The organism is Bacillus sp. LQ01 (assembly GCF_057624735.1).
The window spans coordinates 74,453-94,646 of the sequence record NZ_JBYEZL010000003.1 but is presented as its reverse complement, the minus strand read 5'-3'; the positions used below and the strand labels follow the sequence as shown (position 1 = coordinate 94,646).

Below are 20,194 nucleotides of genomic sequence, written 5' to 3'. Positions count from 1 at the left end.
AAAAAGGACAAATACTTTGTTCAATATTTCACAAAGTATCCATGGTTTCTATCGTGATAACCTCTATAATTAGGAGTGTAAAGAGCAAAAGAAATAGATTATATGATCAATTAGGAGAGATTGCTATGAAAAGACATACAAGAAAAATTGCAATTATCGGTACTGGATTAGTTGGATCAAGTTGTGCGTATTCCATTGTAAATCAAGGAATTTGCGAAGAGCTATTATTAATTGATATAAATCATGAACGTGCAGTTGGGGAAGCGATGGATTTATCACATTGCATTAACTTTACAAATACAAGAACAAAAGTATATGCAGGAAGCTATGAAGACTGCAAAGATATGGACATTGTTATTATTACAGCAGGGCCAGCACCAAAACCAGGGCAAAGTCGCTTAGATACTTTAGGAGCGAGTGCGAAGATTATGGAAAGTGTTGTTGGCGGCGTAATGGAAAGTGGATTTGATGGTATTTTCTTACTTGCATCGAACCCAGTTGATATTATTACATATGAAGTGTGGAAATTATCTGGATTACCTAGAAATCGCGTAATCGGTACAGGTACATCATTAGATTCTTCTCGCTTAAGAACAATTTTATCTGAAATGTTACATGTAGACCCTCGTAGTATTCATGGGTATTCATTAGGAGAACATGGTGATTCTCAAATGGTTGCTTGGTCTCATGTAACTGTTGGTGGAAAGCCAATTCTGCAAATTTTAGAAGAACAAAAAGAACGATTTGGTGAAATAGATTTAGATGAAATTGTTGAGAAGACTGCAAAAGCTGGTTGGGAAATTTATAAACGTAAAGGAACTACTTATTACGGAATTGGAAATTCTCTAGCATATATTGCGAGTTCAATCTTTAATGATGATCACCGTGTCATTGCTGTATCAGCCATTTTAGATGGTGAGTATGGTGAATATGATATTTGTACAGGAGTACCAGCTATTATTACTAGAGACGGTATAAGAGAAGTTGTAGAACTCAATTTAACAGAGGATGAAGAATCTCGATTCGCAAAATCAAACGATATTTTACGTGATTATATGAAAACAATTGGTTACTAACTTATAGAAGAAGGTGAAACAAATGAAGGAATATATAATGTCTCGTGTATTTAAAGCATCTGCTGGAATCGCACAAGGTATTTTCGTATCCCTCGGAATTGGTTTACTGATCGAAAATATAGGAAGAATTGTTGATATACCATTACTTATTACAATCGGAGTTGTTGCAAAATCACTAATGGCACCGGCAATTGGTGCCGGAATTGCTTTTATGCTCGGTGCAAACGGTCTTGTAATCTTCTCAGCGATGGTAGCCGGAGCAATTGGTGCCGGATCCATTTCAATTACTGAAGCTGGTCTAATTATTAAAACAGGTGAGCCAATCGGTGCATTATTAACAGCAACTTTAGCTGTATATATTGGTAAACGTTTAAGTGGAAAAACTGCGTTAGATATGATGCTCGTTCCATTTGCGGCCATATTAGGTTCTGGTTTAGTTGGTATTTGGTTATCTCATAATATTACTCCTGTTTTAAATACAGTTGGAGCGTTTATTAAAGATAGCTCAGCTGGTAGCCCATTCATCGCTTCTATCGTCATTGCAGTCGTTTGGGGACTATTACTTATCTCTCCAGCTTCATCAGCTGCGTTAGCAATTGCACTTAGCTTAGACGGTGTTGCAGGTGGTGCTGCTCTTGCCGGATGCGTCGCTCAGTTTATCGGATTCTCTGTCATCTCAGCGAAAGAAAATAATTTAGGTGGCATATTAGCTCAAGCACTTTGTACTCCGAAAGTACAGTTACCAAATATCACTAAAAATCCAATGATTCTCGTCCCAACTGTCGTTGCCAGTGCTATAGTCGGTCCAGTATCCGCATTAATTTTCCAACTGGAAGCAGGAAAGGAAATTGCAGGTCTTGGATTAAGTTCTCTTATCGCACCAATTAATTTAATTTCCAGCCAAGGATGGGAAGTTCTCCCGGCGATGGTAATTACTTATATCGTCATTCCAGTAGCTGTTTCTTATATACTTTACATTGCTCTTAAAAAAGCAGGTCGTATTCACTCTGGTGATATGACTGTACCGCAATCTTAAATTGAAAATCTCCTTAATAATATATAAAAGCAGACTGATAAGCCACAGTCTGCTTTTTTGTCATGCTACATTCTATGATTTTGTTTTACTGGAACTCTTATTGGTTCTTTGGCCAATAAGAGCTGAACGCCGAAGTAAAGTATACTTGCAAGTGTCATTCCAGAAACGGCATCTACAAAGGCATGCTGCTTCGTAAATAGCGTTGATAAAATAATAAGTGTACCGAAGAAAGTAAGGATGTAATATTCAAAAGCATGCTGTTCTCTACGCTTAAAGGCAGCTAACATAATTACAAATGTAGTAAGAACGTGAATGCTAGGGAAACAGTTTACTGGTTGATCGATACTATAAATATAGCGAACTAGTTCAGAAAATACATCTGTTCCAACGACAGTCGGACGCGGTACAGTTGTTTGCCAAAAATAATAAATAGAAAAACAAGCAAGCTTTCCAAAAATAACACTACTTAAAGTGACATAATATTGCTTTCGGTCAGCAAAGCAGTAATAAATAAGTGCGCCGTATAAGTATGGAAACCAAAGTAAATAAGGAATAATAAATGCTTTTACAAATGGAATCCAATCATCTACTACAGTTGTAACGTCTACTGCGTGAACAGTCGATTTATTTAATACGTCGTAAAGGGGACTTACGAGCACGAGTAGAAGTATATAACTTAACGGAAGAAAAGATGAAAGTTTAAATTTCTTCATGTTGATCTCCTATGTTTAGTAATGTAAGTAAATTCAATTGATTATAATATAGAAACGTGAATTGGGCTATCGATTTTACTTACATTTTCTTGAATTAACCTTACGTTTTTGTCACTTGACTAAAAAGAAGGAGAGGGTGCTAAATGAAGCGTTTATCGTATTTCTTATTTTTTATATTGATATGCCTAGTAGGTGCTGGGTGTGCAAAGGATAAAGCAGGAGAGAAATTAGAATATAACGGAAGAGCACTCGTAATTGGAGTTGTTGGAGAAAAGCCGAAAGATACGTTTAGGAATGTAAAGTTTGAAGAAATGAAGTTAGAGGAACTGGAAAAGAAATCTAAGGAAGTGGATGGTTTTCTAATAATGAAAGATCACTTTCAAGAAGCCTCAACAGAGCAGTATAAAAATGTATTTTCATCGCTAAAGAAACCAGTGTTTTTTATCGGTTTACAAGATAAATCATATTCAATTTTTATTACAAAAGGAATAGAGTATAACAGTGCACGAAAAGATGTAAATGCTATGTATACGCAAGGCTTTGCAAATATCGGAAGTGGTGAAGGGCAACAATGGGCAATTGGTTTATCTAATGGTGGAAATACAGAAGAAAGTATTCATAATATGTATATCGTCGTATTTCAAACCATCGCAGATTATTTGAATAGATGATGAGGGAGCCTGTAAACGAGGCTTCTTATTTTTTAATCAAACGTTTGTTTAAGCTGTATGTTCGGTAGGAAGAAACTGATGTAACTCAATGGTTAACAAAGAGAAATGGAGAATTAATCAAACGTTTGTTTAAGCTGTATGTTCGGTAGGAAGAAACTCCTGTAGTTCAAAGGTTAAGAAAGAAAAATGGAGAATTAATCAAACGCTTGTTTAAGATATATGTTTGGTGCAGAATCTAAAAAATTTATATATTTATTTTTTTCTTAACAAATGGCGGAAAAATAAGAAAAATTCGCAGGATTATTAAAAATTATCACGAAATAAGTAAAAGTTTAGCGAATAATGGTTTGAAATAATAAAACGTTTTCTATATGATAAAGGTAAAGGTTAGTAAAAAAGTAGGTGAATTTATGACAGTAACATTTTATTCATATCCAAAGTGTGGCACATGTCAAAAGGCAAAGAAATGGTTTGAGGCAAACGATGTAGCATATGAGATGATTCATATTGTTGAAAATCCACCATCAAAAGAAGATTTACGTAATTTACATGAAAAAAGTGAATTACCATTAAAAAAATTCTTTAATACAAGTGGAATGCGTTACCGTGAACTTGGTCTAAAAGATAAGTTGAAAGATGCAAGCGAAGACGAAATGTATGAGCTTTTAGCATCTGATGGCATGTTGATTAAACGTCCAATTGTAACAGATGGAACGAATGTAACACTTGGTTTTAACGAAGAGCAGTTTGAAAGTGTGTGGAAAAAGTACCAATAAGGTATTTTTACATAATTAATACATTCACTGGAGGTACAGTCATGAGCATTCCAAATAATTTACGTTACTCTGAAGAACACGAATGGGTAAAAACTGAAGGTAATGAAGTTGTTATCGGTATCACTCACTTTGCACAAGGTGAGCTAGGCGATATCGTATTCGTTGAACTTCCTGAAGTAGGTGCAACAATCGAAGCTGACGAGCCATTCGGAAGCGTAGAATCTGTTAAAACAGTTTCTGAGTTATACGCACCTGTAAGCGGTAAAGTTGTAGCAGTAAACGAAGAATTAAGTGACCAACCAGAACTTGTTAACGAATCTCCATACGAGGGTGCATGGATGGTTAAAGTTGAACTTTCTGATGCAAGCCAAGTTGAGAAGTTATTAACTGCAGAAAAATATGCAGAAATGACAAACCAAGACTAATTATAGTCGACTAAAGGACAGCCTTTGTGCTGTCCTTTTTTATTTTGTGTGAAATAATGAAATTCAAGTTATATGTAAATAAATAAGCTATTATGAGAAAAACTGTTTTGTGGTAAGGTTTCATAAGTCTTCACAATCTAAACGAGCCGCTTGCGCTTTTCATTGTCCATCTCCACCTCCTAGCCCTTCATGTCTAAGAACCTTCCGTACGAGAAGACAAAAAGCATCTTCTGTACGAAAGAACCTTAGCCAACAGGGCTGAACAGTCGGTTCCGCTTTTCGTTGTCTAGCTCCAGCGGCTAGAACAGTCGGTCATTTCACTCCTTCACTTGAGGCAAAAGGCGCCTCTAGTTCAGGAGTTCCAATGCCCTCCTGTTCTAAACGAGCCGCTTCCGCTTTTCTTTTGCAAAAATAAACAGGAAACAACATGAAAATAACGAATATACTATATACTAAGTTCAAGGTTATATAGTATATGGTGATCGGGTGATGACATATGATTTATGTAGAAAAAGTCATTATTGTAGAAGGTACATCAGATAGAAGAAAGATTGAATCTATTATTCGTGAACCGGTGGAAATTGTTTGTACAAATGGTACAATTGGTTTGTCGAAAATGGATGAGCTCGTTGATCAGTTTTTTGATAAGGAAGTGTATGTGCTAGTGGATGCTGATGATGCTGGAGAAAAGTTAAGGAAACAATTTCGAAAAGAATTTCCGCAAGCCGAGCATATCTATATTGATCGCTCGTACCGAGAAGTGGCAACTGCGCCATCTACACACTTAGCAAATGTATTATGGGGAGCCGACATTGACGTTTATACAGAATATTTACGGTAAGGAATGATAGAAGTGATTGATTGGACAGGAGCCGAAGCTACAGCCCTAATAGAGAACGAAGAAAAAACAGTATTATATGTATATACTCCAATGTGTGGAACATGCCAATTAGCAAAAAAGATGTTAACAGTTGTTGAGATGACAATTGAAGGCCTCAAAATTGGGATGTTAGATTTAAATTATGCTCCGTATTTAGCGAAAGAGTATGGGATTGAAAGTGTACCTTGTTTACTTGTTTTTGAAAATGGGACACTGATGAAGAAGATATACGCATTTCATTCGGTTGAATATTTATATACGGAATTAAAGTAGGCGGCAAAATTTTTGCCGCCTCGACATATTTCTTGGGAAATATGTCGAGATGCAGGGTGGATACAGTATTTGTCGAGCGAAAATAACAGGATTGCTCTTTAGTGAGAGGGAATGGTATGTAATAGAAAGTGATATGAAGGATGTGATTTAGGGTGAGATTATATTCTTTGCTTCAATCATTTGTAAATTACGCTAATGGTCAATATCATTTAGAACCGCTTTTAAGACAAGAAGAAAAAACTGTTAATTTTCGCTTTGGAGATGAAAGTTGTTCGTTACAAATTTCAAGAGATTATATAGAGCTGGTACATGAGGAAAGAGGAACGGAACAAATCATTTGCTTAGATGAAAAGGATATAGAACAATTGGTGAATGGAAATGTACGATTGCAAATGTTAATGAACGATGGACGTGTACAATATTCAGGAACGTACCGAACGATGTTATTAGTGGAATCGATGTTTCATATATGTAAACCGATGTCAGTAGGTGCTTAAAATTCTGAAGTTTCATTTTTTGCGAAAATTTCTGTTGACATGGTGAGTGTATATTGATACAATTCAAGTCATAAAATATAGACAATTTCATAAATTTCAAATCAGACGAAAATTGAATCTGATTTCTCTTATCAAGAGAGGTGGAGGGACTGTGCCCTGTGAAGCCCGGCAACCGTCAACTTATGTTGAAATGGTGCCAATTCCTGCAAAGCGAATGCTTTGAGAGATGAGAGAGAGGGATAATGTTGTTATATACGCATATAAACCTTTCTGCTTCTCTAAAGCAGAAAGGTTTTTTTATTGTTTGAATGTGGAGGACATTCAAATAATAAAAGTAATGATAACAGTGGACTACACGCATTAAAAATAAAAAATTGCGGAGTCGATCCAAACAAAAAAGGGGTGAACATCATGATTCTATTAGAGAACGTAAAGAAAATATATAAGGCGAAAAGCGGTGATGTCACTGCTGTAGATAACGCCAATTTAAAAATAGAAAAAGGCGAAATATTTGGTGTTATTGGATATAGCGGCGCTGGAAAAAGTTCGTTAATCAGATTGTTTAATCAGTTAGAGAAACCGACTTCTGGCCAAATTACAATTGCGAATCGTGTTATATCAGCAATTACAGGAAGTGAACTTCGTAAGGCAAGACAAGAAATCGGAATGATTTTTCAACACTTCAACTTACTTTGGTCACGAACTGTACGTGAAAATATTGAGTTTCCACTTGAAATTGCAGGTGTTGATAAAGCGAAGAGAAGAAAACGTGTTGATGAATTAATTCATCTTGTTGGATTAGAAGGAAGAGGAGACGCGTACCCATCTCAGCTGAGTGGAGGACAAAAGCAACGCGTCGGGATTGCAAGAGCATTAGCTAACAATCCACAAGTGCTTTTATGTGATGAAGCAACGTCAGCTCTTGATCCGGAAACGACAGATCAAATTTTAGATTTACTATTAGACATTAATAAGCGTCTTGGTTTAACAATTGTACTCATTACACATGAAATGCACGTGATTCGAAAGATTTGTAACCGAGTGGCGGTAATGGAGAGAGGAAAGATTGTAGAAACAGGTCCAGTACTTGATGTATTCCGTAATCCGAAGCAAGATATTACGAAACGATTTGTACAGCAGTTAACAGATTCTGAAGATACAAATGAAACAATTGAAAATTTAATTGAAAAATATCCAGATGGAAAAGTAATTCGTTTGCAGTTTATCGGTGAGGCTGTAGAAAGACCAGTGCTTCAACGATTAATGCAACGCAGTGATATAGAAGTTAGCATTTTGCAAGGAAATATTGCACAAACGAATAACGGTTCTTACGGTAGTTTAGTTGTTCATTTAAATGGTGAGGAAACAGCGATCCAGCAAGCAATAGAAGGAATTCATCAAGATCAAGTAGAGCTGGAGGTGATTGCACATGGATAAGTTACTCGCAAATGTTGATTGGAATCAAATGTTAGAAGCAACTGGTGAAACGTTATATATGACGGCAATCGCAGCCCTTGCGACATTTGTTTTAGGACTAATTTTAGGATTGTTACTCTTCATGACAGCAAAAGATAATTTATGGGAAAACAAATCAATTAATACGGTGATTGGAGCATTCGTAAATATATTCCGCTCTATACCGTTCATCATTTTAATTATTTTATTAATCCCATTTACAAAGATTCTTCTTGGAACAATTCTTGGAGCAAGTGCAGCTCTGCCGGCTTTAATTATTGGAGCCGCACCATTCTACGCGAGAATGGTTGAAATTGCACTTCGCGAAATTGATAAAGGTGTAATTGAAGCTTCAAAAGCAATGGGAGCAAAAACAAGCACAATTATTTTGAAAGTGTTAATTCCAGAATCATTACCAGCATTAGTATCTGGTATTACGGTTACGACAATTGCTTTAGTAGGCTATACAGCAATGGCGGGAGTTGTTGGTGCTGGTGGCCTTGGAACACTTGCTTACTTAGAAGGATTCCAGAGAGGGAATAACGATGTAACAATCGTTGCGACAATTTGTGTATTACTAGTTGTATTTTTAATCCAGTGGATTGGTGATAGTTTAACGACTCGAATAGATAAACGATAATAAAAACGGGAGGATATTTTAAATGAAAAAATTATTACTTACGGCACTTATTTCAACTTCAATTTTTGGGTTAGCTGCTTGTGGCGGGAAAGATAAAGATGAAAAGAAACTTGTTGTTGGTGCTTCTAACGTACCGCATGCTGAAATTTTAGAAAAAGCAAAACCGTTACTTGAGAAAAAAGGAATTGAATTAGAAGTGAAAAAATTCCAAGATTACGTGTTGCCAAATAAATCGTTAGCGGATAAGGAATTAGATGCAAACTATTTCCAGCACATTCCGTATTTAGAAAAAGAAATTAAAGATAAAAAATATGATTTTGAAATAGCAGGGAAAATTCATATTGAACCAATTGGTGTATATTCTCAAAAATATAAGAGTTTAAAAGAACTTCCAGACGGGGCGACAATTATTATGAGTAATTCCGTTACTGACCATGGACGTGGTTTAGCAATTTTACAAAAAGAAGGCATTTTAAAAATTAAAGACGGAGTAGATCCAGTTAGTGCAACTCCAAAAGATATTGCAGATAATCCGAAACACTTAAAATTCAAAACGGATATTGAGCCTGGTTTGTTGCCACAAGTGTATAACAATAAAGAAGGCGACGCTGTTTTAATTAACTCGAACTATGCAATTGATGCGAAATTAAACCCAGAAAAAGATGCAATTGCAATTGAAGGCGATGATTCTCCATACGCAAACGTACTAGTGGTTCGTAAAGGTGATAAAGATAAAAAAGCGATTAAAGAGCTTGTAGAAGTATTACATTCTAAAGAAATTGAAGACTTTATTACTAAAGAATATAAAGGTGCAGTTGTTCCTGTAAAAGAATAATTGCTGAAAAAGGGCTGGTGTATGCCGGTCCTTTTTTACTACATAACTATAGGGAGAAGGGGACGTCATATGAAAAAGATTCTATTGTCAGTTGTTACAGCATTATCTGTATTTACATTAGCTGCTTGCGGAGGGAAGGAAGAGAATAAGCTTGTTGTGGGAGCCTCTAACGTGCCGCACGCTGTTATTTTAGAAAAGGCACAGCCGATATTAGAGAAAAAAGGCATTAAGTTAGAGATTAAAAAGTTTCAGGATTATGTACTGCCAAATAAAGCGTTAGCGGATAAAGAAATTGATGCGAACTACTTCCAGCATATTCCGTACTTAGATAAAGAAATTCAAGAAAAGGGATATAAAATTGTAAACGCAGGAAAAATCCATTTAGAGCCGATGGGTATTTATTCTAAGAAGTATAAAAGCTTAAAAGACTTACCAGATGGCGGGACAGTGATTATGAGTAATAACGTAGCGGAGCGTGGCCGTATGCTAGCACTGTTACAAAAAGGCGGCGTTATTAAATTAAAAGACGGAGTAGATGTTGTTAAGGCAACAGTAAAAGATGTAGTCGAAAATCCGAAAAACTTAAAGTTTAAAACAGATGTAGAGCCTGGATTGTCACCAAAGCTGTATGAAAATAATGAAGGTGATGCTTTATTTATTAATTCAAACTATGCAATTGATGCAAAATTAAATCCAACAAAGGATGCAATTGCGATTGAAGGAGCAGACTCTCCGTATGCAAACATCATTGCAGTTCGTAAAGGTGATGAGAAGAAAAAAGAAATTAAAGAGCTAGTAGAAGTGCTACATTCAAAAGAAATTCAAGATTTTATTAATAAAGAATATAAAGGTGCTGTACTTCCGGTAAGTGAATAAATATAAGGAAAGGGCTGGAAAATTACCAGTCCTTTTTTCTTTATATAAATAAGAAGAAAGGTGTATCATAGAAAGATGTGAAGGAAATACTTATATACATTTGTGAAAAAACGGTTACTTTTTTTCGTCGTTTGCGATATCATTTTATTTGATATAAAATTAGAATGAGAATAAAATGAGAATATGAACGTTTTAGGAATTTTTAAAATGTATATATAGGATTAATGGAGGTATTGAGATGGCTGGTTCTACATTAACGGTTAAAGACTTACACGTATCAATTGATGGCAAAGAAATTTTAAAGGGTGTAAACCTTGAAGTAAAAGGTGGAGAAATCCACGCAATTATGGGACCTAACGGAACAGGTAAATCAACTTTATCTTCTGCAATTATGGGTCACCCAAAGTATGAAGTAACAGAAGGTAGCATCATCATCGACGGTGAAGATGTATTAGAAATGGAAGTAGACGAGCGCGCACAAGCAGGTCTATTCCTAGCAATGCAATATCCAAGTGAAATTAGCGGAGTAACAAACGCTGACTTCTTACGTTCTGCAATTAACGCACGTCGTGAAGAAGGCGATGAAATTTCTCTTATGAAATTTATCCGTACATTAGATAAAAACATGGAATTCCTAGAAATGGATCCAGAAATGGCACAACGTTACTTAAACGAAGGTTTCTCTGGTGGAGAGAAAAAACGTAATGAAATCCTTCAATTAATGATGATTGAACCAAAAATCGCAATCTTAGATGAAATCGACTCAGGTCTTGATATCGATGCATTAAAAGTTGTATCTAAAGGTATTAACGAAATGCGCGGCGAAGAGTTCGGTTGCCTAATGATTACGCATTACCAACGTTTATTAAACTACATCACTCCAGACTTCGTTCACGTTATGATGAACGGTCGTATCGTTAAATCTGGTGGCCCTGAGCTTGCACAACGTCTAGAAGCTGAAGGTTACGACTGGATTAAAAAAGAATTAGGTATTGAAGACGAAACAACAGAGCAAGAAGCGTAAGAGAGGAGCATAAACATGACAATCGGTACATTACCTTTCGATCAAGAAACAATCCGTCAACGCGCAAGCGAAGTAAACGAAGCTGCTTGGTTGACTGAGTTCCGCTTACAAGCTCTTGCACAAGCAACTGAACTTCCAATGCCAACGCCTGATAAAACGAAAATTGACAAATGGGACTTTATCGGAAAAGGCGACGCTGCTAAGCAAGAGCCTGTAAGTTCTTTAACTGAACTTCCAGAAGCAGTGAAAAACTTAATCGATGAAAATAACAGCGTATTAGTACAACGCACTGGTACAACTGCATTCGTTTCTTTAGCAGACGAAGCAAAAGAAAAAGGTGTTATTTTTACAGACATCGTAACAGCAGCAACTGAGCATGCTGAACTAGTACAAAAGTACTTAATGAAAGACGGCGTGAAAGTAGACGAGCATCGTCTAACTGCACTTCATGCTGCATTAATCAACGGTGGTGCATTCGTATATGTTCCGAAAAACGTTGTTCTTGAAACTCCACTTCAAGCTGTATTCTTAGTAGACGGCGAAGAAGCTAACGTATATAACCACGTACTATTCGTAGCTGATGCGAACAGTACTGCAACTTATGTAGAAAACTATGTTGCAAATGAAAATGCTAAAGGTATTGCAAATATCGTAGCAGAAGTAATCGTGGAACAAGGCGCACAAGTGAAATTCGGTGCGGTTGATCTATTAGCAAAAGACGTAACAACTTACGTTAACCGCCGCGGCGTTGTAGGACGCGACGGCCGTATTGATTGGGCTCTAGGCCTTATGAATGACGGAAACACAATTTCAGAGAACGTTACGAACTTAATGGGCGACGGTTCATATGCTGATACGAAAACAGTAACAATTGGCCGTGGTAACCAAACACAAAACTTTACAACTAAAGTTGTTCACTTCGGTAAACATTCTGAAGGTTGGATTTTAAAACACGGTGTACAAAAAGATAGTGCAACATCTATCTTTAACGGAATTGGTAAGATTGAACACGGTGCATCTAAATCAAATGCACAACAATCTTCTCGCGTTCTTATGTTAGATGAAAAAGCTCGCGGTGATGCAAACCCAATTCTTTTAATCGACGAAGATGATGTAATGGCAGGTCACGCAGCTTCAGTAGGTCGCGTAGATCCAGTCCAACTATACTACTTGATGAGCCGTGGTATTCCAAAACGCGAAGCAGAACGTTTAGTCATCCATGGATTCTTAGCACCTGTAGTTAATGAGCTTCCAATTGAAGGAGTAAAGGCACAGCTTGTTGAGGTAATTGAAAGGAAAGTTCGCTAATGAATATTCATGAAATACGCAAACAGTTTCCAATTCTTGATCAAAAAGTGAACGGCAAACAACTTGTTTATTTCGATAGTGCAGCAACTTCTCAAAAACCAATTCAAGTCATTGAAACGTTAGAACGTTACTATAAAGAATATAATTCTAACGTGCATCGCGGTGTTCATACGCTCGGTACGAAAGCTACCGACGCGTATGAAGGTGCACGTGAGAAAGTTCGCAAGTTTATCAATGCGAAATCAATGGAAGAGATTATTTTCACGCGCGGAACGACAACTGCATTAAATACAGTAGCGGCTAGCTATGGTCTTGAAAATGTAAAAGAGGGCGATGAAATCGTTATTTCTTACATGGAGCACCATAGTAATATCATTCCGTGGCAACAAGTTGCGAAGAAAACTGGTGCAACTTTAAAATATCTTCCGCTTCAACCAGATGGGACAATTTCAATAGAAGATGCTCGTCAAACAATTACACCGAATACAAAAATCGTTTCTATCATGTATGTTTCTAACGTACTTGGAACGATTAACCCTGTAAAAGAAATCGGAGCAATTGCACACGAAAATGGCGCAATTATGGTCGTTGACGGTGCACAAAGTACACCTCACATGAAAGTAGATGTACAAGATTTAAACTGTGATTTCTACGCATTATCTGCTCATAAGATGTGTGGCCCTACAGGTATCGGCGTATTATATGGTAAAAAAGAATTGCTAAACAATATGGAGCCAATTGAATTTGGTGGTGAAATGATTGATTTCGTAGATTTACAAGAATCTACTTGGAAAGAGCTTCCGTGGAAGTTTGAAGCAGGTACACCGATTATCGGTAATGCAATCGGACTTGGTGCGGCAATTGATTTCCTAGAAGAAATCGGTCTTGATAATATTGAAAAGCATGAGCATGAATTAGCGCAATACGCTTTAGAAAGACTATCAGAAGTAGATGGCGTTACAATTTATGGTCCAAAGCATCGCGCTGGTCTTGTTACATTTAATATTGAAGACGTACATCCTCACGATGTAGCGACTGTATTAGATGTAGAAGGCATTGCAGTTCGCGCAGGACATCACTGTGCACAACCGCTTATGAAGTGGCTAAAAGCTTCTTCAACAGCACGTGCGAGCTTCTATTTATATAATACAAAAGAAGAAATTGATACATTTGTTGACTCGCTAATCAAGACAAAGGAGTATTTCACAAATGTCATTTAATAATTTAGATACGTTATATCGTCAAGTTATTATGGATCATTATAAAAATCCTCGTAACCATGGCGTATTAGAAGATAGTGTTACCGTTAACTTGAACAATCCAACTTGCGGCGATCGTATTCAACTTACGATGAAAGTAGAAGAAGGTATTGTGCAAGAGGCGAAGTTTGAAGGCGAAGGATGTTCAATCTCAATGTCTTCAGCTTCAATGATGACACAAGCAGTAAAAGGTAAGAAAATTGAAGAAGCACTTCAGCTTTCGAAAATTTTCTCTGACATGATGCTAGGAAAAGAGTACGATGACAGCATCGATTTAGGAGATATTGAAGCATTACAAGGCGTATGCAAGTTCCCTGCACGTATTAAATGTGCAACATTAGCGTGGAAAGCGTTAGAAAAGGGCTTAAACGAAGATAAGTAATGTTAAAGGTTCCTAAAAACGAGGTTATCTAAGGAGGGACACACCAACATGGCGAAGCAACTGCCAGATATCGGCGATTATAAATATGGTTTCAAAGACAAAGACGTTTCGATTTTCCGTGCTGGACGCGGTTTAACAAAAGAAATCGTTGAAGAAATTTCACGTATGAAAGAAGAACCACAGTGGATGTTAGACTTCCGTTTAAAATCACTGGATAAGTTCTACGAAATGCCAATGCCACAATGGGGCGGCGACTTAAACGACTTAGATTTCGATGAAATTACGTACTACGTAAAACCATCTGAGAAATCTGAGAAGTCTTGGGATGAAGTACCTGATGAAATTAAAGCAACATTTGATAAATTAGGTATTCCAGAAGCTGAGCAAAAATATTTAGCTGGTGTATCTGCACAGTACGAATCTGAAGTTGTATACCATAACATGAAAGAAGACCTAGAAGCTCTAGGAATCGTCTTCAAAGATACAGATAGCGCATTAAAAGAGAACGAAGATATTTTCCGTGAACATTTCGGAAAAGTAATCCCACCAACAGACAACAAATTCTCTGCATTAAACTCTGCAGTTTGGTCTGGTGGATCATTCATCTACGTTCCAAAAGGTGTTAAAGTTGATACACCACTTCAAGCGTATTTCCGTATTAACTCTGAAAATATGGGACAATTCGAACGTACGCTTATCATTGTAGACGAAGGCGCACACGTACACTACGTAGAAGGTTGTACAGCACCTGTTTACACTACTAACTCACTTCACAGTGCGGTAGTAGAAATCATCATTAAAAAAGATGCTTATTGCCGTTATACAACAATCCAAAACTGGGCGAACAACGTATACAACCTAGTTACAAAACGTGCGGTTTGTGAAGAAAACGCAACGATGGAATGGATTGACGGTAACATCGGATCTAAATTAACGATGAAATACCCAGCAGTTATCTTAAAAGGCGAAGGCGCTCGTGGTTTAACATTATCTATCGCGATTGCTGGTAAAGGCCAACACCAAGATGCTGGTGCGAAAATGATTCACTTAGCACCAAACACGTCTTCAACAATCGTTTCTAAATCGATTGCGAAGCATGGTGGTAAAGTAACTTACCGTGGTATCGTACACTTCGGACCAAAAGCGAAAAACTCTCGCTCTAACATCGAGTGTGACACGTTAATCATGGATAACCAATCTACATCTGATACAATTCCTTACAACGAAATCAAAAACGATTACGTTTCACTTGAGCACGAAGCGAAAGTATCTAAAGTATCAGAAGAACAATTATTCTACCTAATGAGCCGTGGTATTTCTGAGCAAGAAGCTACAGAAATGATCGTAATGGGCTTCATTGAACCATTCACTCGCGAACTTCCAATGGAATACGCAGTTGAAATGAACCGCCTAATCAAGTTTGAGATGGAAGGTTCTATTGGTTAATATAAAATATTTTATGATTTAGTATGTAAGGCGAACTTTTGAAGTTCGTCTTTTTTATTTTAAATTGTTTATTTCAATGTGGATTAAAAAAGAAATTTTGAATCATTTATAAAACAATTGTATATACTACATATATATAATTGTTTTATAAATTTGACAATTGTATATATGTAGTATATACTTTAGTTATCCTAGAGCGATACGCTTTAGGAAAAATCTAATTTAAAGGGGGGTGTTGTAATGAAAAGGAGTGTTCAAATATTAGTTCGTATATCATACAGTAGATTAAATTGTGAGTGATCTAGTATTTTTTATGAATGTTGATTGAATATCTAATTTAAAGGAGGAATTTGTAATGAAAAGGAAAAGGAATGCTCAAATATCAGTTCGTATATTATACAGTAGATTAAATTGAGGATAATTTTATAAATATTAATTTAGTTTTAGCCTAAAATCATTAGGAGGTTTTCACTATGCAAAAAGTGCAGGTGAAAAATTGGGGGAATAGCCAAGCAATAAGGATTCCCAAGAATATTTTAGAATCTTTAGGTTTAGATGTTGACTCATTTTTAGAAATCAAAATAGACGAGAAAAATAAATCAATTATTTTGAAAGTTGATGAAAAATTAACTCCATATGAAAAATTAATGTTAAAGAGTTCAAAAATAAAAGAGAGAAAACAAATTAATTGGGATCGAATTGAAGAAGAAGAAAAGCATTACCTTTAATTCTACACTTTTTATTCTCACCTCTTGTGCTCGCCTAAGCTAGTAACGGAAATATTTAGTGAGGGCGTTTATAAAAAAGAATTTAAGAGGGGGAAATCCTATTATGAGAAAAGAATTAAAGGAATTAAATCGAGGAGAAATTTTTAAGGAAGAGGTGAGAGATGCTAAAGGAAGTGAACAAAGAGGGTATAGACCATTCATGGTTGTTTCTGACCATGCCTTCAACCGGATTAATGGATATGCTTTAGTTTGTCCACTGTCTAATCAAGAGTATTTGGAGCCAGATGGTATCAAGATTAAAACTCAACAATCACTAATAACTGGTTGGGTTTTAACGCAACATATAACGCCATATTTATCAAGTTATATTGGCAATAGTGACTCCATGGTAACTATAGTGGATGAAGCTGAAGAAGATAGTGTTGATAAATGTTTAGAAGTTTTTAAGGCTATTTCTACTAAAACTGAGTATGAATATAATGGTTTGAACCAAGGAGAAATTGTTAAATTAGATTTAGGTAATAAGCAATGCCATGCTGTTGTTTTATCGGAAAACTCATTCAATAAACATCACAATAGTGTATGGGTCGCTCCTATTATTATTGAAGATGGTTATGATGAAGAGCCAGACCATGTAAATATTGAAGCTGAAGAATTATTTGGTAATGGGCGTGGTATCGCATATATAGAGGCGATACGAAACATTCATCCTAAAGAAAGAAATCTAGAAAAAGCAAACGTTTCAGTCAGTACTAGTGAATTGGAGAATTGCTTAGAAATTCTAAATATCTTCTTTGAATAACTTCAACACAAAAATAAAAAACAGACGAGTAATCCACGGTGTGTAAGACTCGTGTGTTTTTTTGTTTTGTGGTAATAATCTTTTTTGTCGCAAATGGTTGCTGTTGTATGTGTTGTTTGTTGAACAAACACTTAGATTAATAAAGCATATAAATAGTAAGAGAAGCTATAACGGAAAAATAAAATAATTTGTAAATTTCGAATTATGGTAGAGGTATAGCATGTGAAGGTTGATGCAAACCATTTTTTCACATATCTAAAAAACAAGAATTAAAAATAATAAATAAGATGAATAGAAACAGGACAAGGATATATGGGGATTTCAAGTTGTTTTGCTTTTTCTCACAATGCGAGTACAATGTAAAATAGCAAGAAAAGACGAAAAGTATTTACAGGATTATTGTGTGCGCATAGCGTAAATGGCAGTAAGGAACTGAGAGGAGGTTTTTTCTCTGAATACAAATAAAGAAACAATCATCCACCTTTATCATACAAACGATATACATAGTCATTTTGAAAATTGGCCGCAAATTTCTCGGTTTGTTCTAGGGGAGAAAAAGCGAAGACAGGAAGCGGGAGAGACTGTTTTGACGGTTGATATCGGCGATCATGTGGATCGTTTTCATAGTATTTCGGAAGCGACGAATGGACTTGGGAATACGAAGCTTTTGAATGAGGCGTTATATGATTATGTAACGATCGGAAATAATGAAGGAATTACGTTAGCGAAGGAGCATTTGAATCGGCTCTATGATGATGCTGGATTTGAAATACTTGTCGCAAATTTATTTGAAAAAGAAGGGGTACGTCCGTCATGGGCAAGGCCTTATAAATTGCATACAACGACGGTTGGGATTACCATTGCTTTTATCGGATTAACGGTAGCTTATCCAGAGTTTTATCAGATGCTCGATTGGCATATTGAAGATCCCATTATTCATTTAGAGTCTATTTTAGAAGAAGTGAAAGATGAGGCTCATATTACGGTTGTCCTTTCTCACCTTGGAAAAAGTATGGATGAGTATATGGCAGAGCATTATGATATAGATGTTATTTTAGGAGCACATACGCATCATTTATTTGAGCGTGGTATTCTACTGAATAATACTTTACTTTGTTGTTGTGAAAAGTGGGGGCGTTACGTTGGTCACGTGCAGCTTACTGTGGATATAGAGATGAAGAAATTGCTGAAAAAAGACGGTAGGGCGATTAAGACGGAACGGTTAGGTGCTTATAGCGAGCCGTTATCCACAATTGAAATACTGCAGGAAGAAAGTGAGCATATAATGGCAGAGTCTGTCGTTCATTTAAAAGAGTCATTACCGGTTGATTGGTTTCATGAGACGCCGTTTTCTCACATGTTAGCAAGTGCGCTGAAAACATGGTGCAATGCAGAGATTGGCATGGTGAACGCTGGTGTACTTCTTGAAGGGTTAGAAGAGGGTGTTGTAACGCGCGGAGATATTCACAGAATTTGTCCACATCCAATTAATCCGTGTACTTTGAAAGTTCCAGGAAAGATATTAAGAGAAGTTATTTTGAAAGCACGTAAGCCGAATATGGAGAATCTTGAGGTGAAAGGATTCGGATTTCGGGGAAAAGTGATGGGGAAAATGATTTACGCTGGTGTAGAAGTCATTCCAGATACGATTCCCGGGAATAAAATTTTACTCGAAGATGTATTAATTAACGGGGAATCGCTGGAATTAGATCGTATATATACAGTAGGAACGATTGATATGTTTACATTTGGCTACTTATACCCAGAGCTATCCACACTTTCTGGCAAACAATATTATATGCCAGAACTACTTAGAGATGTGTTAACAGATATGTTAATAACTTATACATCTTCCGTTAAACTATAGGCTAGTTAACTTGTAACACTCATTTTTCTCTTGTCATACAGATAAGAAAGAGAGGAGTGTGAACTATGGTTAATGTGGAGCCAATTATAATTGATAATTATACGTTTATTGCAGTTAGCGTGAAACTTCCAAAGACGAATTTGCTAGCTGTAATGAGCGATAAAGGATATATTATGTGTGGTGCATTAGATGTAGGTCTTTTAAATGAGAAATTAGGTGATCGAGGAATTATTGCTGGCCGTGCGGTTGGTGTAAGAACGATTGAACAACTTCTTGAAGCGCCACTAGAATCGGTAACGACTGGAGCTGAAGCATTAGGCATTCCAGCAGGTACGATTGGAAAAGAAGCATTATTAAAAATGAGATAAGCATATATCGTCCCTCCTTCTTGCATAGAAATGATATAAGAAGGAGGTTTTTTTATGAGTATATTTCGCTCGAAAAACTCGCGGTTTCGAAGGGGACCTATTGCCTTTCGGTATATACTGCTTATGTCGTTTATTCTTTTTGTTATATTACTTACGCAAGGGTTGTGGATTGTGAATAATAATATTCAGCCGACCTTAATTAAATATGGGGAAGTAGAGACACATAAAATGGCGACGGCAATTATGACGAAGGCAGTAAAGGATCGAATTAATGAAGGATTCGATGTAGATTCATTAATGAAAGTACAGAATGATAAAAACGGAAAAGTATCCACAATTAATTTAAATACAAAGCAAGTAAATGAAATCGTAACATCAACGACCACGTACATAGAAAAATATTTACAGCAAGTAGAACAAGGGAAGTTGAAGGAGCTAGGTATTGCTGAAAAAAACGGCGCGACTATGGCAGTTCCTTTTGGGCGTGTAACTGATAATGCACTTCTTGGTAATATAGGACCAGATATTCCGATTCATTTCACGCCAGTTGGACATGTGAATACAGATATTAAACAAAAAATTGAGCCGCATGGGATTAATACTACAGCGATTCAAATTGTTATGGAAATGGAAGTAACATTGCAAGTGATTATTCCATTTCATACGAAAGAGATAAAGGTGAAACAAAATGTTCCGATTGCGACGCGTATCGTTCAAGGGGAAGTGCCTACGTATTATGGAAGCGGAAGTGTTGCTGTACCTGATAAAAAGAAAACAGATAGTTAGTTGTAAATAAAGTGAAACCCGGCTCAGTCAGACTTTTACTGGATAAAAAATAACCGTAGCAATGCAGCTAC

The 20,194-nt window shown here is 36.4% G+C and carries 23 protein-coding genes and 1 riboswitch; of the genes, 22 read left to right on the top strand and 1 reads right to left on the bottom strand.

Annotated elements, in window-relative coordinates; translation table 11 throughout:
- Nucleotides 1–125: 125 nt before the first annotated feature.
- Both AC22L0_RS21170 and AC22L0_RS21165 read left to right on the top strand, forming a co-directional pair.
- A complete protein-coding gene (locus AC22L0_RS21170; RefSeq protein ID WP_000820650.1) occupies nt 126–1,076 on the top strand; it encodes an L-lactate dehydrogenase in 951 nt (316 codons plus the stop codon).
- A 22-nt stretch (nt 1,077–1,098) separates the two neighbouring features.
- Nucleotides 1,099–2,112, top strand: coding sequence for a PTS sugar transporter subunit IIC (locus tag AC22L0_RS21165; RefSeq protein WP_000666178.1), 1,014 nt, complete (start codon nt 1,099–1,101; stop codon nt 2,110–2,112).
- Nucleotides 2,113–2,177: 65 nt separating this feature from the next.
- Here AC22L0_RS21165 and AC22L0_RS21160 read toward each other — a convergent pair whose 3' ends face one another.
- Nucleotides 2,178–2,825, bottom strand: coding sequence for a phosphatase PAP2 family protein (locus AC22L0_RS21160; protein ID WP_000713772.1), 648 nt, complete (start codon nt 2,823–2,825; stop codon nt 2,178–2,180).
- Between the two features lie 143 nt (nt 2,826–2,968).
- Between AC22L0_RS21160 and AC22L0_RS21155 the strand changes: the two genes are divergently transcribed.
- The 20 genes from AC22L0_RS21155 (at nt 2,969) to yunB (ending at nt 20,123) form a co-directional block, all read left to right on the top strand.
- Nucleotides 2,969–3,496 carry a hypothetical protein gene (locus tag AC22L0_RS21155; RefSeq protein WP_000826869.1) on the top strand — a complete coding sequence of 176 codons (528 nt, stop codon included), beginning with the start codon at nt 2,969–2,971 and terminating at the stop codon, nt 3,494–3,496.
- A gap of 410 nt (nt 3,497–3,906) precedes the next feature.
- Entirely contained in the window at nt 3,907–4,272 is a 366-nt protein-coding gene (locus AC22L0_RS21150) for an arsenate reductase family protein (protein ID WP_000218968.1), read from the top strand.
- A gap of 41 nt (nt 4,273–4,313) precedes the next feature.
- On the top strand, nt 4,314–4,697 hold the full coding sequence (gcvH, locus tag AC22L0_RS21145; RefSeq protein ID WP_000026896.1) for a glycine cleavage system protein GcvH: 384 nt from the start codon (nt 4,314–4,316) through the stop codon (nt 4,695–4,697).
- Between the two features lie 496 nt (nt 4,698–5,193).
- Nucleotides 5,194–5,538: a toprim domain-containing protein gene (locus AC22L0_RS21140; RefSeq protein ID WP_000640870.1), complete on the top strand. Its 345-nt coding sequence runs from the start codon at nt 5,194–5,196 to the stop codon at nt 5,536–5,538.
- Between the two features lie 3 nt (nt 5,539–5,541).
- Complete coding sequence (locus AC22L0_RS21135) at nt 5,542–5,850, top strand: thioredoxin family protein (RefSeq protein WP_002062684.1); 309 nt, start codon at nt 5,542–5,544, stop codon at nt 5,848–5,850.
- Between the two features lie 152 nt (nt 5,851–6,002).
- Complete coding sequence (locus tag AC22L0_RS21130) at nt 6,003–6,347, top strand: hypothetical protein (protein ID WP_001242139.1); 345 nt, start codon at nt 6,003–6,005, stop codon at nt 6,345–6,347.
- 125 nt (nt 6,348–6,472) lie between these two features.
- A riboswitch (SAM riboswitch) is annotated at nt 6,473–6,580 on the top strand.
- Nucleotides 6,581–6,758: 178 nt separating this feature from the next.
- A complete protein-coding gene (locus AC22L0_RS21125) occupies nt 6,759–7,784 on the top strand; it encodes a methionine ABC transporter ATP-binding protein (RefSeq protein ID WP_000601778.1) in 1,026 nt (341 codons plus the stop codon).
- Nucleotides 7,777–8,442: a methionine ABC transporter permease gene (locus AC22L0_RS21120; RefSeq protein WP_000359401.1), complete on the top strand. Its 666-nt coding sequence runs from the start codon at nt 7,777–7,779 to the stop codon at nt 8,440–8,442. Before AC22L0_RS21125 ends, AC22L0_RS21120 begins: the two co-directional genes overlap by 8 nt.
- Before the next feature lie 22 nt (nt 8,443–8,464).
- Nucleotides 8,465–9,277: a methionine ABC transporter substrate-binding lipoprotein MetQ gene (metQ, locus tag AC22L0_RS21115; protein ID WP_000735096.1), complete on the top strand. Its 813-nt coding sequence runs from the start codon at nt 8,465–8,467 to the stop codon at nt 9,275–9,277.
- 69 nt (nt 9,278–9,346) lie between these two features.
- Nucleotides 9,347–10,153 carry a methionine ABC transporter substrate-binding lipoprotein MetQ gene (gene metQ, locus AC22L0_RS21110; protein WP_000722399.1) on the top strand — a complete coding sequence of 269 codons (807 nt, stop codon included), beginning with the start codon at nt 9,347–9,349 and terminating at the stop codon, nt 10,151–10,153.
- Between the two features lie 238 nt (nt 10,154–10,391).
- Nucleotides 10,392–11,177: a Fe-S cluster assembly ATPase SufC gene (gene sufC, locus AC22L0_RS21105; protein WP_000929160.1), complete on the top strand. Its 786-nt coding sequence runs from the start codon at nt 10,392–10,394 to the stop codon at nt 11,175–11,177.
- A 15-nt stretch (nt 11,178–11,192) separates the two neighbouring features.
- Nucleotides 11,193–12,485, top strand: coding sequence for a Fe-S cluster assembly protein SufD (gene sufD, locus AC22L0_RS21100; protein ID WP_000152167.1), 1,293 nt, complete (start codon nt 11,193–11,195; stop codon nt 12,483–12,485).
- Nucleotides 12,485–13,705 (top strand): cysteine desulfurase SufS, encoded by a 1,221-nt coding sequence (gene sufS, locus AC22L0_RS21095; protein WP_001020760.1) that lies wholly within the window; start codon nt 12,485–12,487, stop codon nt 13,703–13,705. The genes sufD and sufS overlap by 1 nt, the downstream gene beginning before the upstream one ends.
- Nucleotides 13,695–14,126: a Fe-S cluster assembly sulfur transfer protein SufU gene (gene sufU / locus AC22L0_RS21090; RefSeq protein WP_000009523.1), complete on the top strand. Its 432-nt coding sequence runs from the start codon at nt 13,695–13,697 to the stop codon at nt 14,124–14,126. The genes sufS and sufU overlap by 11 nt, the downstream gene beginning before the upstream one ends.
- A gap of 48 nt (nt 14,127–14,174) precedes the next feature.
- Nucleotides 14,175–15,572, top strand: coding sequence for a Fe-S cluster assembly protein SufB (sufB, locus tag AC22L0_RS21085; protein WP_001118827.1), 1,398 nt, complete (start codon nt 14,175–14,177; stop codon nt 15,570–15,572).
- 473 nt (nt 15,573–16,045) lie between these two features.
- Nucleotides 16,046–16,300, top strand: coding sequence for an AbrB/MazE/SpoVT family DNA-binding domain-containing protein (locus AC22L0_RS21080; protein WP_087964782.1), 255 nt, complete (start codon nt 16,046–16,048; stop codon nt 16,298–16,300).
- Between the two features lie 103 nt (nt 16,301–16,403).
- Entirely contained in the window at nt 16,404–17,102 is a 699-nt protein-coding gene (locus AC22L0_RS21075) for a type II toxin-antitoxin system PemK/MazF family toxin (protein ID WP_087964783.1), read from the top strand.
- Nucleotides 17,103–17,553: 451 nt separating this feature from the next.
- Nucleotides 17,554–18,969 carry a bifunctional metallophosphatase/5'-nucleotidase gene (locus AC22L0_RS21070; protein ID WP_487272452.1) on the top strand — a complete coding sequence of 472 codons (1,416 nt, stop codon included), beginning with the start codon at nt 17,554–17,556 and terminating at the stop codon, nt 18,967–18,969.
- Nucleotides 18,970–19,034: 65 nt separating this feature from the next.
- Complete coding sequence (locus tag AC22L0_RS21065) at nt 19,035–19,337, top strand: YunC family protein (protein ID WP_000248466.1); 303 nt, start codon at nt 19,035–19,037, stop codon at nt 19,335–19,337.
- 54 nt (nt 19,338–19,391) lie between these two features.
- Nucleotides 19,392–20,123 (top strand): sporulation protein YunB, encoded by a 732-nt coding sequence (yunB, locus tag AC22L0_RS21060; RefSeq protein ID WP_000021802.1) that lies wholly within the window; start codon nt 19,392–19,394, stop codon nt 20,121–20,123.
- The last annotated feature ends 71 nt before the right edge of the window (nt 20,124–20,194 follow it).

What these genes read in the sequence shown, in the direction of transcription:
- AC22L0_RS21080 (WP_087964782.1), top strand. Translation starts at nt 16,046, where the DNA reads ATGCAAAAAGTGCAGGTGAAAAATTGGGGGAATAGCCAAGCAATAAGG.
- AC22L0_RS21140 (WP_000640870.1), top strand. Translation starts at nt 5,194, where the DNA reads ATGATTTATGTAGAAAAAGTCATTATTGTAGAAGGTACATCAGATAGA.
- AC22L0_RS21075 (WP_087964783.1), top strand. Translation starts at nt 16,404, where the DNA reads ATGAGAAAAGAATTAAAGGAATTAAATCGAGGAGAAATTTTTAAGGAA.
- gcvH (WP_000026896.1), top strand. Translation starts at nt 4,314, where the DNA reads ATGAGCATTCCAAATAATTTACGTTACTCTGAAGAACACGAATGGGTA.
- AC22L0_RS21065 (WP_000248466.1), top strand. Translation starts at nt 19,035, where the DNA reads ATGGTTAATGTGGAGCCAATTATAATTGATAATTATACGTTTATTGCA.
- AC22L0_RS21120 (WP_000359401.1), top strand. Translation starts at nt 7,777, where the DNA reads ATGGATAAGTTACTCGCAAATGTTGATTGGAATCAAATGTTAGAAGCA.
- sufB (WP_001118827.1), top strand. Translation starts at nt 14,175, where the DNA reads ATGGCGAAGCAACTGCCAGATATCGGCGATTATAAATATGGTTTCAAA.
- AC22L0_RS21170 (WP_000820650.1), top strand. Translation starts at nt 126, where the DNA reads ATGAAAAGACATACAAGAAAAATTGCAATTATCGGTACTGGATTAGTT.
- AC22L0_RS21155 (WP_000826869.1), top strand. Translation starts at nt 2,969, where the DNA reads ATGAAGCGTTTATCGTATTTCTTATTTTTTATATTGATATGCCTAGTA.
- AC22L0_RS21135 (WP_002062684.1), top strand. Translation starts at nt 5,542, where the DNA reads ATGATAGAAGTGATTGATTGGACAGGAGCCGAAGCTACAGCCCTAATA.
- AC22L0_RS21160 (WP_000713772.1), bottom strand. Translation starts at nt 2,825, where the DNA reads ATGAAGAAATTTAAACTTTCATCTTTTCTTCCGTTAAGTTATATACTT.
- sufU (WP_000009523.1), top strand. Translation starts at nt 13,695, where the DNA reads ATGTCATTTAATAATTTAGATACGTTATATCGTCAAGTTATTATGGAT.
- AC22L0_RS21150 (WP_000218968.1), top strand. Translation starts at nt 3,907, where the DNA reads ATGACAGTAACATTTTATTCATATCCAAAGTGTGGCACATGTCAAAAG.
- yunB (WP_000021802.1), top strand. Translation starts at nt 19,392, where the DNA reads ATGAGTATATTTCGCTCGAAAAACTCGCGGTTTCGAAGGGGACCTATT.
- sufS (WP_001020760.1), top strand. Translation starts at nt 12,485, where the DNA reads ATGAATATTCATGAAATACGCAAACAGTTTCCAATTCTTGATCAAAAA.
- sufC (WP_000929160.1), top strand. Translation starts at nt 10,392, where the DNA reads ATGGCTGGTTCTACATTAACGGTTAAAGACTTACACGTATCAATTGAT.
- AC22L0_RS21165 (WP_000666178.1), top strand. Translation starts at nt 1,099, where the DNA reads ATGAAGGAATATATAATGTCTCGTGTATTTAAAGCATCTGCTGGAATC.
- AC22L0_RS21125 (WP_000601778.1), top strand. Translation starts at nt 6,759, where the DNA reads ATGATTCTATTAGAGAACGTAAAGAAAATATATAAGGCGAAAAGCGGT.
- metQ (WP_000735096.1), top strand. Translation starts at nt 8,465, where the DNA reads ATGAAAAAATTATTACTTACGGCACTTATTTCAACTTCAATTTTTGGG.
- metQ (WP_000722399.1), top strand. Translation starts at nt 9,347, where the DNA reads ATGAAAAAGATTCTATTGTCAGTTGTTACAGCATTATCTGTATTTACA.
- sufD (WP_000152167.1), top strand. Translation starts at nt 11,193, where the DNA reads ATGACAATCGGTACATTACCTTTCGATCAAGAAACAATCCGTCAACGC.